This window comes from Stenotrophomonas indicatrix (genome assembly GCA_041545745.1).
Taxonomy (GTDB): domain Bacteria; phylum Pseudomonadota; class Gammaproteobacteria; order Xanthomonadales; family Xanthomonadaceae; genus Stenotrophomonas; species Stenotrophomonas indicatrix_A.
Genome location: CP168152.1, coordinates 4103944 through 4117607, shown reverse-complemented (window position 1 = coordinate 4117607; position 13664 = coordinate 4103944). Strand labels below are relative to the sequence as shown.

Here is a 13664-nt window from a genome sequence, read left to right as displayed (position 1 = left end):
CGGCGACCGGGCCCGGCGTGGGCCTTCATTATCCTCCCGCTGCGTGCACAACGGGTGCAGCAGTGGGTGCGGACCGTTGGTCCGCACACCTTGGCATCTCATCCACGCATGGCGTGGATCTACTTGGCAGCCTTCTTGACGGCCTTCTTGGCCACGGCCTTCTTCGCCGGTGCCTTCTTCGCAGCTGCCTTCTTGGCAGCCGCCTTCTTCGGCGCGGCTTCCTTCTTCACTGCCGCTTTCTTTGCCGGGGCCTTCTTCGCGGCGGCTTTCTTGGCGCCGAAGCCCTTGCGCACCGGCTTGCCGGTTTCTTCCATCAACTGCTGCACTTCGGACAGGGTCAGCGATGCCGGTTCACGATCCTTGGGGATCTTGCCGTTCATCTTGCCGTCGCTGATGTACGGGCCGAAACGGCCGTTCAGCACCTGGATGTCGCTGCCCTCGAACTCCTTGATGATCCGGTTGCGCGCGATTTCTTCCTTCTCTTCGATCAGGAACACGGCGCGGGCCAGGTCGATGGTGTACGGGTCGTCTTCCTTCTTCAGCGAAGCATAGGTGCTGCCGCGCTTGGCGAACGGGCCGAAGCGGCCGATGCCGACGCTGACGTCCTCACCCTTGTCCTCACCCAGCGCGCGCGGCATCAGGAACAGCTCCAGCGCGTCTTCCAGGGAAATGGTGTGCATCGACTGGCCCGGCCGCAGCGAAGCGAACTTGGGCTTGTCCTCGGCATCCTCGGCCGTGCTGCCGATGGCTGCGTAAGGCCCGAACCGGCCCAGGCGCACGCTGACCGGCTTGCCGGTCTTCGGGTCGGTACCGAGCTCGCGCGCGCCACTGGCCTCGGCACGGTCGACCGATTCCTTCTTGTCTTCAACCAGTTCCTTGAACGGGCCCCAGAAGCGCGACATCAGCGGAATCCACTCTTCCTCGCCGCGCGAGACGGCATCGAGCTCGTCTTCCAGCTTGGCGGTGAAGTCGTAGTCGACGTACTGGGTGAAGTGGCTGGACAGGAACTTCGATACCGCACGGCCGACATCGGACGGGCGGAAGCTGCGGCCTTCCATTTCCACGTACTTGCGGAACAGCAGGGTCTGGATGATCGAGGCGTAGGTCGAAGGACGGCCGATGCCATATTCTTCCAGCGCCTTCACCAGCGCCGCTTCGGTAAAGCGCGGCGGCGGCTGGGTGAAGTGCTGGTCGGCCACGATGCGTTCCAGCGGCACGCGGTCACCCGGCTTCATCGCCGGCAGCTTGCGGCCTTCGTCGTCATCCTCGGCGCTCTTGCTGTCCTTGCCTTCCTCGTAGACGGCCAGGAAACCGGGCACGACCACCGTGGTGCCACTGGCGCGGAACACATGTTCGCTGCCGGCCGACAGATCCACGCTGACGGTGTTGAGCGTGGCCGGAATCATCTGGCAGGCCACTGCACGCTTCCAGATCAGCTCGTACAGCTTGCGCTCGTCGTCGGTCAGGAACCGCGCGACCTGGGCCGGGGTACGCAGTGCCGAGGTCGGACGCACCGCTTCGTGCGCTTCCTGGGCGTTCTTGGACTTGGTCTGGTAGGTGTTGGGCTGGTCGGGCAGCGAGGCGATGCCGTAGTCACGGGCGATCACATCGCGGATTTCGGCCAGCGCGTCCTGCGACAGGTTCACCGAGTCGGTACGCATGTACGAGATCAGGCCGACCGTGCCTTCTTCGCCGCCGATGTCCATGCCTTCGTACAGCTTCTGCGCAACCTGCATGGTCTTGCGGGTGGTGAAACCCAGCTTGCGCGAGGCTTCCTGCTGCAGCGTGGAGGTGGTGAACGGCGGCGCGGGGCGACGCTTGCGCTCCTTGCTGGCCACGTCGGTGACATGCAGGGCGCCCTGTGCGGCCTGCTGGATGCGCAGGCGGGCGGCCTCGGCGGTGTCGCCGTCGGTGACGGTGAACTGCTCGAACTTCTGCCCGTCCAGCTTGATCAACTTGGCGTTGAAGTGCTGCGAGGGGTGCGCGCACTCGGCGGCGATCGACCAGTACTCGCGTGCGATGAAGGCTTCGATCTCTTCCTCGCGCTCGACGATCATGCGCAGCGCCGGGCTCTGCACGCGGCCTGCGGACAGGCCGCGCTGGACCTTGCGCCACAACACCGGCGACAGGTTGAAGCCGACAAGGTAGTCCAGCGCGCGGCGCGCCTGCTGGGCATCGACCAGGTCGCTGGCGATCTCGCGCGGCTGGCTGATGGCTTCCTTGATCGCGCGCGGGGTGATCTCGGTGAAGACCACGCGCTGCATCGGCTTGTCCTTGACCAGCCCACGCTCCTTCAGGATCTCGGCGATATGCCAGCTGATCGCTTCACCTTCGCGATCCGGATCGGTCGCCAGCAGGATGTCGTCGGCGCCCTTTGCGGCCTTGGCGATCGCATCGACATGCTTTTCGTTCTTTTCGATCACGTCGTAATGCATGGCGAACCCGTTGTCCGGGTCAACCGCGCCTTCCTTCGGGATCAGGTCACGCACGTGCCCATACGAGGCCAGGACCGTGTAGTCCTTGCCGAGGTATTTGTTGATCGTCTTGGCTTTGGCCGGCGATTCAACGATGAGCAGGTGCTTGGGCATGGCAGCAGGGTCTGTGGGTAAGCCGCGGGGAAGGGCCGCTAGGGTGGAGCAAACGGACGCATTAGTGAAGCGGCCACGGGCAAATCAATAAACTGAACGCCCGGGACTGTGCCGGGCGTTCAGGTTTCACCTTATTAGAGGAATCACGCCCGGCCTGCCGTTGTCAAGCAGGGAGGCGTGAGGATGGCCGTCCGCGACGGCGCATTGGCCCTCGATCTTCGATCACGACGCCATGTTGGCAATGACGCCGACGGCGAAGATGATCGCGGCGAAACCGGCCAGCATCAGCAGACCGCCCAGCACCAGGACCACGATGGTCACCGTGCCCAGCTCGCGGCGCTGCAGTTGCGGCTGGTCGGTGTAGGCCCAGCGGTCGACCACCACGGTGTCGCAGATCAGGTCATGCAGGCCCTGCTTGCGCTCGGTGAAGGCAGCCATCAGGTAGCCGATGCAGAGGGTCAGACCACTGAGGATGGTGGCGAAATAGCGGCCGATGCTGCGGCCCAGGGTCAGGCGATCGCCGTTGCCGCGCACGACCTTGATGCCGATGGCCATCTTGCCGAGGGTGGCGCCGCCGCGGGAGGCATGGAACCAGCCGTAGTAGGCGGCGGCGATGACCAGGCCAGCCAGACCACTGATCAGCTGGGTGACCACTTCCACCGCTGTTTCGCCGCTGCCGGTCGCCCCCATGCCAGCGCCGAGCACGAAGCCCAGTACGCCACCGACCACACCGCTGGGGATCAGCAGGACGAAATAGTCGATCAGGTAGGCGGCAAAGCGCTTCCAGAAGCCCGCATAGACCACGTCGCCGCCCTGCACGGGCTGCGAATAGTCACCACCGCTTGCACCGGGCGCGGTGTACGGCGAGCTGCTGAGGGCGCCGGTGCCTGGCAGGGGCGCGGTGCCGTTGTCGATCGCGGCGTAGTCGTTGCGCAGGTCGAAGCCACCGGTGGCGGTGGAGGTGCTGGCATCGGCCAGGGTCTGCAGGCCCAGTTCGTCCACCATCTGCCGCAGCGGTGCCCACTGTCCCATGCCTTCGCGCCAGACCAGGGTGTCCAGGGTCAACTGGCCGCGCTGGAAACGCTGGCGGATCTCGGTGACCTCCAGCGGCCCCTGGCGTTGCTGTCCTTCGGCGTAATACCACTCAGTCATTGCATGTCCCCTGTTGGGTCGTCCTTGGTGGGTTGCCCGATGCGCGGCTCAGCCGCGGCATTGCGTGGGCAGATACTTGTCGTCGCTTTCGCCGCTGCATTCCCAGCGTCCGCTGTCACGGTCGTACTCGAGCCACAGCAGGTCGCCATCCTGGCTCTTGCCCGGAACCGCCAGCGTTGCTTCGATGCCGCAGTGACCGTTGTTGAAGCGGCCGATATGCACGGCCGACAGGCCCTGGCCTGCGAATTCGTCCGCCGCCGGGAAGCCGGCGTCGTTGGCGCCCGGGCAACGGCCCTGGTCATCGGCGAAATGCTGGACCTTGTCCTTCAGCGGCTGCAGCGCCGTGATCGCGCCAGCGACCTTGGCCTTGATGGTGTAGTCGTTGTAGGCCGGCAGGGCGATGGCTGCCAGGATGGCCAGGATCGGCACCACCACCAGCAATGCAACGCCGCCGATGATGGCGGTCAATGCGCAACCGGACAGGCCCTTCTTCGCGGCCGGTGCAGCATCCATCGGCGTGGTCGCGTAGGGCGAGGCAGGTGGCAGGGTCGGCGGCAGGGGAGCGGCAGGAGGTGGCGGCGCCACAGCGACAGTGGCGGCTGCATCAACAGCGGGCACGATCAGGCCCAGTTCGTCGACCACGTTGCGCAACGGCTGCCATTGCGGCAAGCCGTCGCGCCAGACCAGTGTGTCCAGAGTGATCTGGTTGCTACGGAACAGCTCGATCAACTGTTCCGAGGGCAACGGGCCTTGCTGGCGGTTGCCTTCGGCATGGAACCACTCACTCACGGGGGACGCTCCTGAATGCGCACGGCCCCCAAGTGTACGGTCAGTGCAGGGGTTCTGGCTCGTCCACGAACATCTGCGTTTCCATCCAGGCGTAGGCCGCCTCGGCGCCGGGCTGGTTGAACAGCACCATCAGCACCACCCATTTCAGGTCGTCCAGGTCCAGTTCGTCCTGGTCCAGGGCCATTGCCCGGTCCAGCACCAGCTCGCGCTGGCCGGCATCCAGGATGCCGTGCTGTTCCAGGTACAGCAGGAAACCACGGCATTCCACGTCAAGCTTGTCCAGCTCCGGGCCGTGATAGATGCGCACCGGGCCATCGACCCGGGCCTGGGCCGCGCTTGGGCGCTGCGCTGCCAGGGCATCGAGCCATTCGAATGCCTTGTTGATCTCAGTGGGGCTGAAACCGGCCTGGATCAGGCCATTCTGCAGTGAGTCGCGGTCACGGATCAGGTCCGCATCTTCGCTGAAATAGTGTTCAAACAGGTACAACAGTACATCCAGGATGCTCTCTTTCATTGCCCCTCGGCCTGCGTCGCGCGACGCTGTGGAGGTGAAGAAACTAGGGACGTCGACAGTAGCGGCCGTGTACGCACACCACGATCCCCGCAAGTTCCATGGCCAGCAGCATGGAGGACACCTCCGACGCCGTCAATCCACAGTGCGTGATCAGTGAATCCATACTGATTGGGTCATGCCCCAGCGCCCGCCACAAGCTCTGGTAGTCAGCGTCGTTCGCCCAGCATGCCGGCAGGTCCGCCGGCGCTGCCTGTTCAGTGGGGGTGGCAAGCCGGGTTTGCAAGCCCGGAAGCTGGTGACGCAGTGCCGGGGCCAGCAGTTCCAGCACTTCTTCGGGGCGTTCGACCAGGGCAACCCCTTCACGGATGAGCCGGTGGCAGCCGGCGGCGCGCGGATTGAGCACCGAACCGGGTATCGCGCAGACCTCGCGGCCTGCTTCGGCCGCCAGCCGGGCGGTGATCAGGGCGCCCGAGCGTTGTGCGGCCTCGACCACCACCGTGGCCAGGGCCAGCCCGGCCACCAGCCGGTTGCGCGCGGGGAAGTGGCCCGGCCGTGCGGGCGTGCCTGGCAGGTACTCGCTGAGCACTGCACCTTCGGTAGCGATTGTTGCCTGCAGGCGGGTATGGCTGGTGGGATAGGCGCGGTCCGGGCCAGTGCCTATCACCGCGAGCGTGCAGCCGCCTGCGTCCAGCGCCGCCTGGTGGGCAGCTGCATCGATGCCTGACGCCAACCCACTGGTCACCGCCAGCCCTGCCTCGACGAAGCACGTGGCAAACCGGGCGGCCAGGGCACGGCCGGCGGGGGTGGGTGAACGGCTGCCGACCAGGGCCACCGCAGGACGCCAGGCGATGGTTGGATCCCCGGCAACGAACAGCGCCAAGGGCGGATTGGGTGCGTCGAGCAGGAGGGGCGGGAAGGCGGGATCGTTGCAGGCCAGCAGATGATGATCAGGCTGCTGCAGCCAGCGCTGCGCAAGCGCGAGGGCGCGGGTATCGGGACGCTCCAGCGCAGCGCACTGTTCCGGCGTGCAGCCGTGGGCCCGCCAGCCTGCAACGCCCAGCGCCAACGCCGCGTCCGCATTGCCGGTGGTCTGCAACAGGGTGCGCCTGGGTGCCAGGGAACCACCCGCGATCATCAGGCGCAGCAGCGCCTCAAGTCCATGCTCTGTCATCCCCCGACTATCGGCCCCACACAACAAAGGCGCCCTAGGGCGCCTTCGCGTATTGCTGTCAGAGTATCCCGGAGGTTGCCGGCCGATGCGGCCGGCGCCATCTGCCGAGGCCGGGCGGGGCCCGGCGCCGGATCATTTCGCGTCCGGATGCAGCGCGCTGTAGCCCACACGCACCGGCTTCACGCCCTGCATCACCAACGCATAGCTGACGTTGTCGAAGGTGCGGAAGACCATGGCATGCGCGGCGTACTCATCCGGCAGGCTGACCCGGCCGGCGCCCGTGCTGGTCGAGTCGTCCATGCGCGAGGACCCCGGGAACTTCATCCGGTGCGCCACGTGGCTGCCCTGGCGCCACAGCGAGAACACGGTGCCGTTGTCCACGCCCTGGGCGCGGCCAGCGGAAATCGCGATCACATCGCGCGGGCCGCCGGCGTTGAACATGTCGGTGACCGCCAGTACTCGCACGTCCACGCCTTCCACACCGGCTGCGGGCACATGCGGGAAGAACTGCAGGTCGTACGGCGTGGCCTCGACCGGTACCAAGCGGTCGCCGGCACGCACTTCACGGCCGCCACTGGCATTGTCCAGTACCAGGGTCGACGCTTCGGTCTTGCCGCCGGCCACCTTGGCGATGGTGCCGGTGCCGACCTGTGCCAGCTCGTACCCCAGAATGCCGCGGCGGTGGTTGGGCGCGCTGAAAGCCTTCCAGAGGTTGCCGCTGCCGGGGGTGACATCGCCGTTGGCGGTCAGGTCCTCGGTTGGCTTGGGCTGGGCGTAGCGCACGGTCGGGCGGACCACGGCCCAGCGTTGGCCGGTTTGGGCGTCGGCCAGGCGCACATAGGCGGTCTGCCCACCGGTGGCACGCAGGCGGTTGTCCTCCAGCGCGACCACGTACGGCAGCTGCTCGATGCTGTCGACCACGCTGAGCTGTTTCAGGAACGGTTCCACCTGTGCCAGCGGCACGCCGGTGACCGGGGCTTCCTGGCGCGGACCGGGCTGGGCCGTTACACGGTCCAGATAGGCCAGGCTGAGGACGTCACCGGGATAGATCAGGTGTGGATTGGCGACCTGTGGATTGGCCTGCCAGATCTCCGGCCACAGCCATGGTTTCTGCAGGAATCGTCCTGCGATGTCCCACAGGGTGTCCCCTTTGCGGACCACATAGGTGTCCGGGTGCCCGCCATTCACTTCCACGGCGGTAGCATAGGCAGCCACGGTCAGCATCGCCGCGGCGACGACCGTACGAAAACGAAGCAACATAGGTGTGAAGCCCTGATTCCCCAACAGGTCCGCGCACTATAGTCCAGAAACCGGGGCGCAAGGCAAGCGTTGGAGCTAGAATCTGCGACGTATGCCGGCGTACCCCGGCCCCACCCCCCGGAAACTGCCATGGCTTTACTCCCCATCCTTGAGTTCCCCGATCCGCGCCTGCGTACCAAGGCTGCGTTGATCGATGCCGCCGAAGTGACCACGCCGGCGTTCCAGGAGCTGCTCGACAACATGTTCGAGACCATGTACGACGCCCCCGGCATCGGCCTGGCTGCCAGCCAGGTGGATGTGCACCAGCGCTTCATGGTCATCGACGTGAGCGAAGAAAAGAACGAGCCGCGCGTGTTCATCAACCCGGAAATCGTCGCCAAGGACGGGGGCCAGGTGTACCAGGAAGGTTGCCTGTCGGTGCCCGGCATCTTCGCTGACGTGACCCGTGCCGACACCATCACCGTCAAGTTCCTGGACCGCCAGGGGCAGCCGCAGGAACTGACCACCGATGGCCTGCTGGCGGTCTGCGTGCAGCACGAGATGGACCATCTGGACGGCAAGCTGTTCATCGATTACCTGTCGCCGCTGAAGCGCGAGATGGTCCGCAAGAAGCTGGCCAAACAGCGCAAGCACGTGGCGTGATCGTTGCTTCGGGCCGCCCGTCCGGGTGGCCCTCGCCTGCGCGTGACGCGCGGGCTGCATGGCGCCGGCCGACGGCGCCGTTTTTTTTCCTGCACGATTTCATCCTGCAAGTGGGGTTGCCATGAGGATTGTCTTTGCCGGTACGCCGGAATTCGCGGTGTCGTCGCTGCGCGCGGCCGCGCGTCATCACGAGGTGGTGGCTGTCTATACGCAGCCTGATCGCCCGGCCGGTCGCGGCCGTGGGCTGGCGCCTTCGCCGGTCAAGCTGGAAGCGGTCGCCCGCGGCATCCCCGTGCACCAGCCGGAAACGCTGAAGGACGAGGCGGCCCAGCAACTGCTGCGTGACCTGCAGCCGGACCTGATGGTGGTGGTGGCCTACGGCCTGATCCTGCCCAGGGCGGTGCTGACCATCCCGACCCACGGTTGCTGGAACGTGCATGGTTCGCTGCTGCCGCGCTGGCGCGGCGCCGCACCGATCCAGCGTGCCATCCAGGCCGGTGACGAGAAGACCGGCATCTGCCTGATGCAGATGGAAGCCGGCCTGGATACGGGCCCGGTGTTGCTGCACCAGGAGCTGCAGATCGCCGCCACCGATACCGGTGGCCAGTTGCACGACAAGCTGGCCGAGCTCGGCGCGCAGGTGCTGTCCGATGGGCTGGGCCTGCTGCGCGCTGGTATCAAGCCGATCGCACGGCCGCAGCCCGAGCAGGGCGTGACCTATGCGCACAAGCTGGACAAGGCCGAGGCAAAACTGGACTGGGCGCAGGACGCCGAAGCGCTGGCGCGCACGGTACGTGCGTTCAATCCGTGGCCGATTGCCGAGGCATTGCTGGCCGGTGAGCGCGTGCGCATCCACGGCGCGGTGGCGCTGGATGCGGCGCATGGCCAAGCGCCGGGCACGGTGCTGGCCGCTGGCCGCGAGGGCATCGACATCGCCTGCGGGCAGGGCGCGCTGCGCCTGCGCGTGCTGCAGCGGGAAGGCGGCAAGGCGATCACTGCCGCCGACTACCTCAATGCCCGCCGCGACCTGCGCGTGGGGGTCTGACGGGTGAGCAAGGCAAACGATTTTTCCATCGCCAAGGCGGCGCCGGGCGCGGCCACCCGCATGCTGGCGGCGCGCGTGCTGGCGCAGGTGTTCACCCGCGGTCGTTCGCTCAAGGCGGAGCTGGCCTGGGCGCTGCCCAAACTGGCCGACACCCGCGATCGCGCCCTGCTTGAAGCGCTGTGCTTTGCGGTGCTGCGCCGTCGCAGCACCTATGACGCCGCCCTGCAGGGATGGATGCAGAAGCCGCTGTCCGCACGCGATGCCGACCTGCGCACGCTGCTGATGGTGGGCTTCGCCCAGCTGGACGTGCTGGAACTGCCGGCCCATGCAGCGCTGTCGGCCACGGTCGATGCCGCACGCGCACTTGGCCGTGAACGCCAGGCGGGCCTGGTCAACGCGATCCTGCGCCGGGCCCAGCGCGAGGGCTTCCCCGAACAGCCGGCACGCGACGCATTTCCGCTCTGGCTGGCCGAGGCCGTCGAGCGCGACTGGCCGGCACAGGCCGAGGCGATCTTCGCTGCCAGCCTGCAGCCGGCGCCGTTGTGGCTGCGTGCCAACCGCCAGCAGGGCGGGCGCGACAAGGTGATGGCGGCCCTGGCCGAGGCGGGCATTGCCGCCGAAGCCAGCCCGCTGAGCGCCGATGCGTTACGACTGGCCGCGCCGGTTCCGGTGAACCAGTTGCCCGGCTTCGGCGAAGGTGTGCTGTCGGTGCAGGATCTGTCGGCACAATGTGCTGCCGACGCGCTGGCGCCGCCGGCCGGCAGCCGTGTGCTCGACGCGTGTGCCGCCCCGGGTGGCAAGGCCGCGCACCTGCTTGAGCGCGACCCCAGTCTGCGATTGCTGGCGCTGGATATCGACGCCCGTCGCCTGGCGCGCGCCAAGGATACGTTCACCCGCACCGGTGTGGGCGAAGGTGCCGAGGTCCTGGTGGCCGATGCCAGCGATCCGGGGGCATGGTGGGACGGCGTTCCGTTCGACGCGATCCTGCTGGATGCACCGTGCTCGGCCACCGGCGTCATCCGTCGGCAGCCGGACGTGATGTTCCATCGCCGTGCGGAGGACATCGATGCCCTCGTCGGCATCCAGGCCCGGTTGCTGGAAGCCTGCTGGTCGATGCTGCGCCCCGGTGGTGCACTGCTGTATGCCACCTGCTCGATCCTGCGCGCGGAGAACGTCGATCAGGTAAAGGGCTTCCTGAAGTGGCACGCGGATGCGGAAGCGGTCGCGCTGGATGACGCATTTGGTCTGGACTGTGACGGTATCGCGCGCCAGCGCCTGCCCGGTGAAAACGATGCTGACGGATTTTTCTACGCGCGTCTGCTAAAAAAGGGCTGACCCAACCGCTGTCCGAGCCCCCATGCTGAAAACCCGTGCGTTACGCCAGACGTGGCTGTTCGTTGTGATGGCCCTGCTGGTGTTGGGTGCCGGCCTGGGACTACGCGATCCCTGGCCCTCGGACGAACCGCGCTTCGCCCTGGTCGCCAAGCAGATGGTGGACAGCGGCGACTGGCTGTTCCCGCATCGTGGGCTGGAGCTGTACTCGGACAAGCCGCCGATGCTGATGTGGTGGCAGGCCACGCTGTACAGCGTGGTCGGCAACTGGCGTGTGGCATTCCTGTTGCCCTCGCTGATCGCCGCACTCGGCACGCTGTGGTGCGTGGTCGATCTGGGCCGGCGCCTGTGGACGCGGCAGGTTGGCCTGTACGCGGGCTGGGCGCTGCTGTTCGCCCTGCAGTTCACCTTTCAGGCGAAGAAGGCGCAGATCGACCCGCTGGTGGTGGTGTTCATCACCCTGGCCAATTACGGTCTGCTGCGCCACCTGCTGCTGGGGCCCGCGTGGCGCTGGTGGTGGCTGGGCTGGTTCTTTGCGGGCATCGGGGTGATCACCAAGGGCGTGGGCGTGATCGCGCTGCTGATGATCGTGCCGGCGGTGATCGGTTCGGCGCTGCACTGGCCGCGGGTGCGGCTGCATGCACGCGACCTGCGCTTCTGGTTGGCGCCATTGGCATTCGTGCTGGCCATCGCGCTGTGGCTGGTGCCGATGGTGATGACCGCGCTGGCGACACGCTCCGGCGATTACCTGGCCTACATGGACGACATCCTGTTCCGGCAGACCGCCAAGCGCTATGCGCAATCATGGGATCACCACCAGCCCTGGTGGTACTTCCTGGCCACCATGCCGTCGATGTGGATTCCCGCCTTCCTGGCGGTGCCGTGGGCGATCCCCGCCTGGCGGCGCCGGCTGCAGCGTCGGGATGCGCGCTATCTGTTGCTGTTGGGCTGGTGGGCGCTGATCGTGCTGTTCTTCTCGATTCCCAACGGCAAGCGCGACGTCTACATCCTTCCGGCGTTGCCGATGTTCTGCCTGGCACTGGCGCCGTTGCTGCCGGGGTTGCTGCGTCGTCGCGACGTGCAATGGCTGCTGGGCGCGTTCACGCTGCTGCTGTCGCTGGGCACCTTGGCCGCCGGGCTGGCGGCCCTGCTGGGCAAGCCCGGCTTCGAAACGCGGCTGATGCAGACGCGTGGCATCGGCAATGGCGAGATGAACGCCTTGGCCTGGGCGGCGATGGCGATGGGCGGCTGGGGTATGGCCAGCCTGCTGTTGTTCGGTCGCGGCCGTCGCCAGCTGGCACTGGTCTCGACCTTGACGGCCGTATGGGTGCTGTACAGCCTGATCGGCTATCCGCTGCTGAATGATTCAAGTTCCGCTCGTGGCCTGATGCGGCACACCGGCCAGCGCATCGGCGCCGATGCCGAGCTGGGACTGGTGGCCTGGAAAGAGCAGAATCTGTTGATGGCCGACCGCCCGGCAGCAACCTTCGGTTTCAACGAGCCTTGGGATGCACAGCTGGCTGCGGCCGTGGAATGGCAGCAGTTGGCGCCCCGGCGCCGCTGGTTGCTGGTCCACGAGGACGCGCTGCTGCCCTGCATCGACCGCAACCGTGCCGAGCTGGCCGGAATCGCCAACCGCCGCCGCTGGTGGCTGGTGCCGGCCGCTGCGGTGCAGGGCCGGTGCGTGGCCAGCGCCGACGAGCGCGAACGCGAGCGGCGATTGCAGCGTGAGGAGTAACCACTCCGGCCTGCGCTTGTCCAGACTGCCCAAGCGGCGCCAAAGGCAGTAAAACGTCAGCGTGGGATCGGCCGTGCCGCTGATCCCGTTCATTCCGCAGGATCGTAGCGAAACTTTTCGACGTGGCAGTTTCACAGCACAACCTGGAATCCACGACCGGCGATCCGCTGGGCGTACCCGTTGGTGGTCGCCCGCGCGCTGCGCACTGGTTGGCGCAGATTGGCCTGTTCTGCATGCCGGCGTTGGTGCTGACCATCCCGATCAACCTGCTGCCATATGGCCTGGTGTTGCTGGTCACGACGCTGATGGCGCCGGAACTGCTGTGGCGTGCGAGGCACATGGAAGCCCAGCCGATCAGGGCGCTGACCTGGCTGACGCTGGCGGTGCTGGCCCTGGGTGTGCTCTCGATGGTGGTGTTCGAGCACGGCCTGCGCAATGTCGACAACCGCTCACGATTCCTGGTGATCCCGTGGATCGCGCTATGGGTCTGCGCGTTGCGGCCGGACATGCGCTGGTTGTGGCGCGGTGCGTTCGCCGGCCTGCTGGGTACCTTCGCGCTGGCATTGTTGCAGGTACTGGGAGGCGCGGCGCGCGCGGAACTGTCCACAAATGCGATTGTGCTCGCCGACATCGTGGTGATGCTGATGGTGCTGCTGGTGTTCTGCCGGCCCTCGCGACGCTGGTCGCTGGTGATCGTCGGCACCGCCGCCGGTTGCGGAACCATCATCCTCACCGGCAGCCGTGGCGTGTTTGCAGCGCTGCTGGCGTTGCTGGTGGTGTTGGCACTCAGCCTGCGCTGGCGTACCGGCGTGGCGCGCCTGTCGGTGCTTGCCGGCATGCTGGCCATCGCTGCGACCCTGCTGCTGTCGGTACCCGAACTGCGCCACCAGGTGCGCCTGACCGAACTGCACAGCGATGTGCAGCGCATGGAGCAGGGCGACAGCGACTCATCGGCAGGTGCCCGGGTCGAGCGCTTGCAGGTGGCATGGGATACCTTCCTCGATCACCCGCTGATCGGGGTAGGCGTTGGCCACTTCGACAACGCCATGCAGCGGGTTCCGATCTGTCGCGAGGATCCGCAGGAACAGCGCTGTCATCTGGGCCATGCCCACAACGATGTCGCCGAGTGGGCGGCAACCCAGGGCGTACCGGGCCTGTTGCTGCTGCTGGCGGTGTATGGCGTGCCCCTGTGGGTGTTCGTGCGCCTGCACCGGCGCAGCGGGCACGCCACCTTCCGTGGTCCGGCTGCCGCCGGCGTGATGGTGGTGGTGTCCTACATCCTGTGCGGGCTGACCCAGTCGATGTTCGCGCACCAGATGACCGCCAGCTTCTACGTCACCATCGTCGGCCTGCTGACCGGCCTGTCGATCGTGGAAGGTGCGCGGCACCGGGCAAAGAACGCCCGGTAGCCTCCAGCCCCGGCCGGCTTCCCG

The 13664-nt window shown here is 66.8% G+C and carries 11 protein-coding genes; 5 read left to right on the top strand and 6 right to left on the bottom strand.

Going from position 1 to position 13664, the window contains the following annotated elements:
• Positions 1–119 precede the first annotated feature (119 nt).
• The 6 genes from ACEF39_RS18720 to ACEF39_RS18695 form a co-directional block, all read right to left on the bottom strand.
• Positions 120–2588, bottom strand: coding sequence for a DNA topoisomerase I (locus tag ACEF39_RS18720; RefSeq protein ID WP_500286160.1), 2469 nt, complete (start codon positions 2586–2588; stop codon positions 120–122).
• Positions 2589–2810: 222 nt separating this feature from the next.
• Positions 2811–3740: an RDD family protein gene (locus ACEF39_RS18715; protein ID WP_500286159.1), complete on the bottom strand. Its 930-nt coding sequence runs from the start codon at positions 3738–3740 to the stop codon at positions 2811–2813.
• A gap of 48 nt (positions 3741–3788) precedes the next feature.
• On the bottom strand, positions 3789–4529 hold the full coding sequence (locus tag ACEF39_RS18710; RefSeq protein WP_500286158.1) for a GYF domain-containing protein: 741 nt from the start codon (positions 4527–4529) through the stop codon (positions 3789–3791).
• A gap of 40 nt (positions 4530–4569) precedes the next feature.
• Positions 4570–5043, bottom strand: a complete 474-nt coding sequence (locus tag ACEF39_RS18705; protein ID WP_025879062.1) for a DUF494 family protein — start codon at positions 5041–5043, stop codon at positions 4570–4572.
• 43 nt (positions 5044–5086) lie between these two features.
• Positions 5087–6214: a DNA-processing protein DprA gene (gene dprA / locus ACEF39_RS18700; RefSeq protein WP_500286157.1), complete on the bottom strand. Its 1128-nt coding sequence runs from the start codon at positions 6212–6214 to the stop codon at positions 5087–5089.
• A 132-nt stretch (positions 6215–6346) separates the two neighbouring features.
• Positions 6347–7474 carry a LysM peptidoglycan-binding domain-containing protein gene (locus ACEF39_RS18695; RefSeq protein WP_500286156.1) on the bottom strand — a complete coding sequence of 376 codons (1128 nt, stop codon included), beginning with the start codon at positions 7472–7474 and terminating at the stop codon, positions 6347–6349.
• Positions 7475–7603: 129 nt separating this feature from the next.
• Between ACEF39_RS18695 and def the strand changes: the two genes are divergently transcribed.
• From def to ACEF39_RS18670, 5 genes are all read left to right on the top strand, one after another.
• Positions 7604–8116 (top strand): peptide deformylase, encoded by a 513-nt coding sequence (gene def / locus ACEF39_RS18690; protein WP_025879059.1) that lies wholly within the window; start codon positions 7604–7606, stop codon positions 8114–8116.
• A 121-nt stretch (positions 8117–8237) separates the two neighbouring features.
• Positions 8238–9161: a methionyl-tRNA formyltransferase gene (gene fmt, locus ACEF39_RS18685; RefSeq protein ID WP_500286155.1), complete on the top strand. Its 924-nt coding sequence runs from the start codon at positions 8238–8240 to the stop codon at positions 9159–9161.
• Positions 9162–9164: 3 nt separating this feature from the next.
• Entirely contained in the window at positions 9165–10496 is a 1332-nt protein-coding gene (gene rsmB, locus ACEF39_RS18680) for a 16S rRNA (cytosine(967)-C(5))-methyltransferase RsmB (protein ID WP_500286154.1), read from the top strand.
• A gap of 22 nt (positions 10497–10518) precedes the next feature.
• Complete coding sequence (locus ACEF39_RS18675) at positions 10519–12231, top strand: ArnT family glycosyltransferase (RefSeq protein WP_500286153.1); 1713 nt, start codon at positions 10519–10521, stop codon at positions 12229–12231.
• A 122-nt stretch (positions 12232–12353) separates the two neighbouring features.
• On the top strand, positions 12354–13640 hold the full coding sequence (locus tag ACEF39_RS18670; RefSeq protein ID WP_500286152.1) for an O-antigen ligase family protein: 1287 nt from the start codon (positions 12354–12356) through the stop codon (positions 13638–13640).
• The last annotated feature ends 24 nt before the right edge of the window (positions 13641–13664 follow it).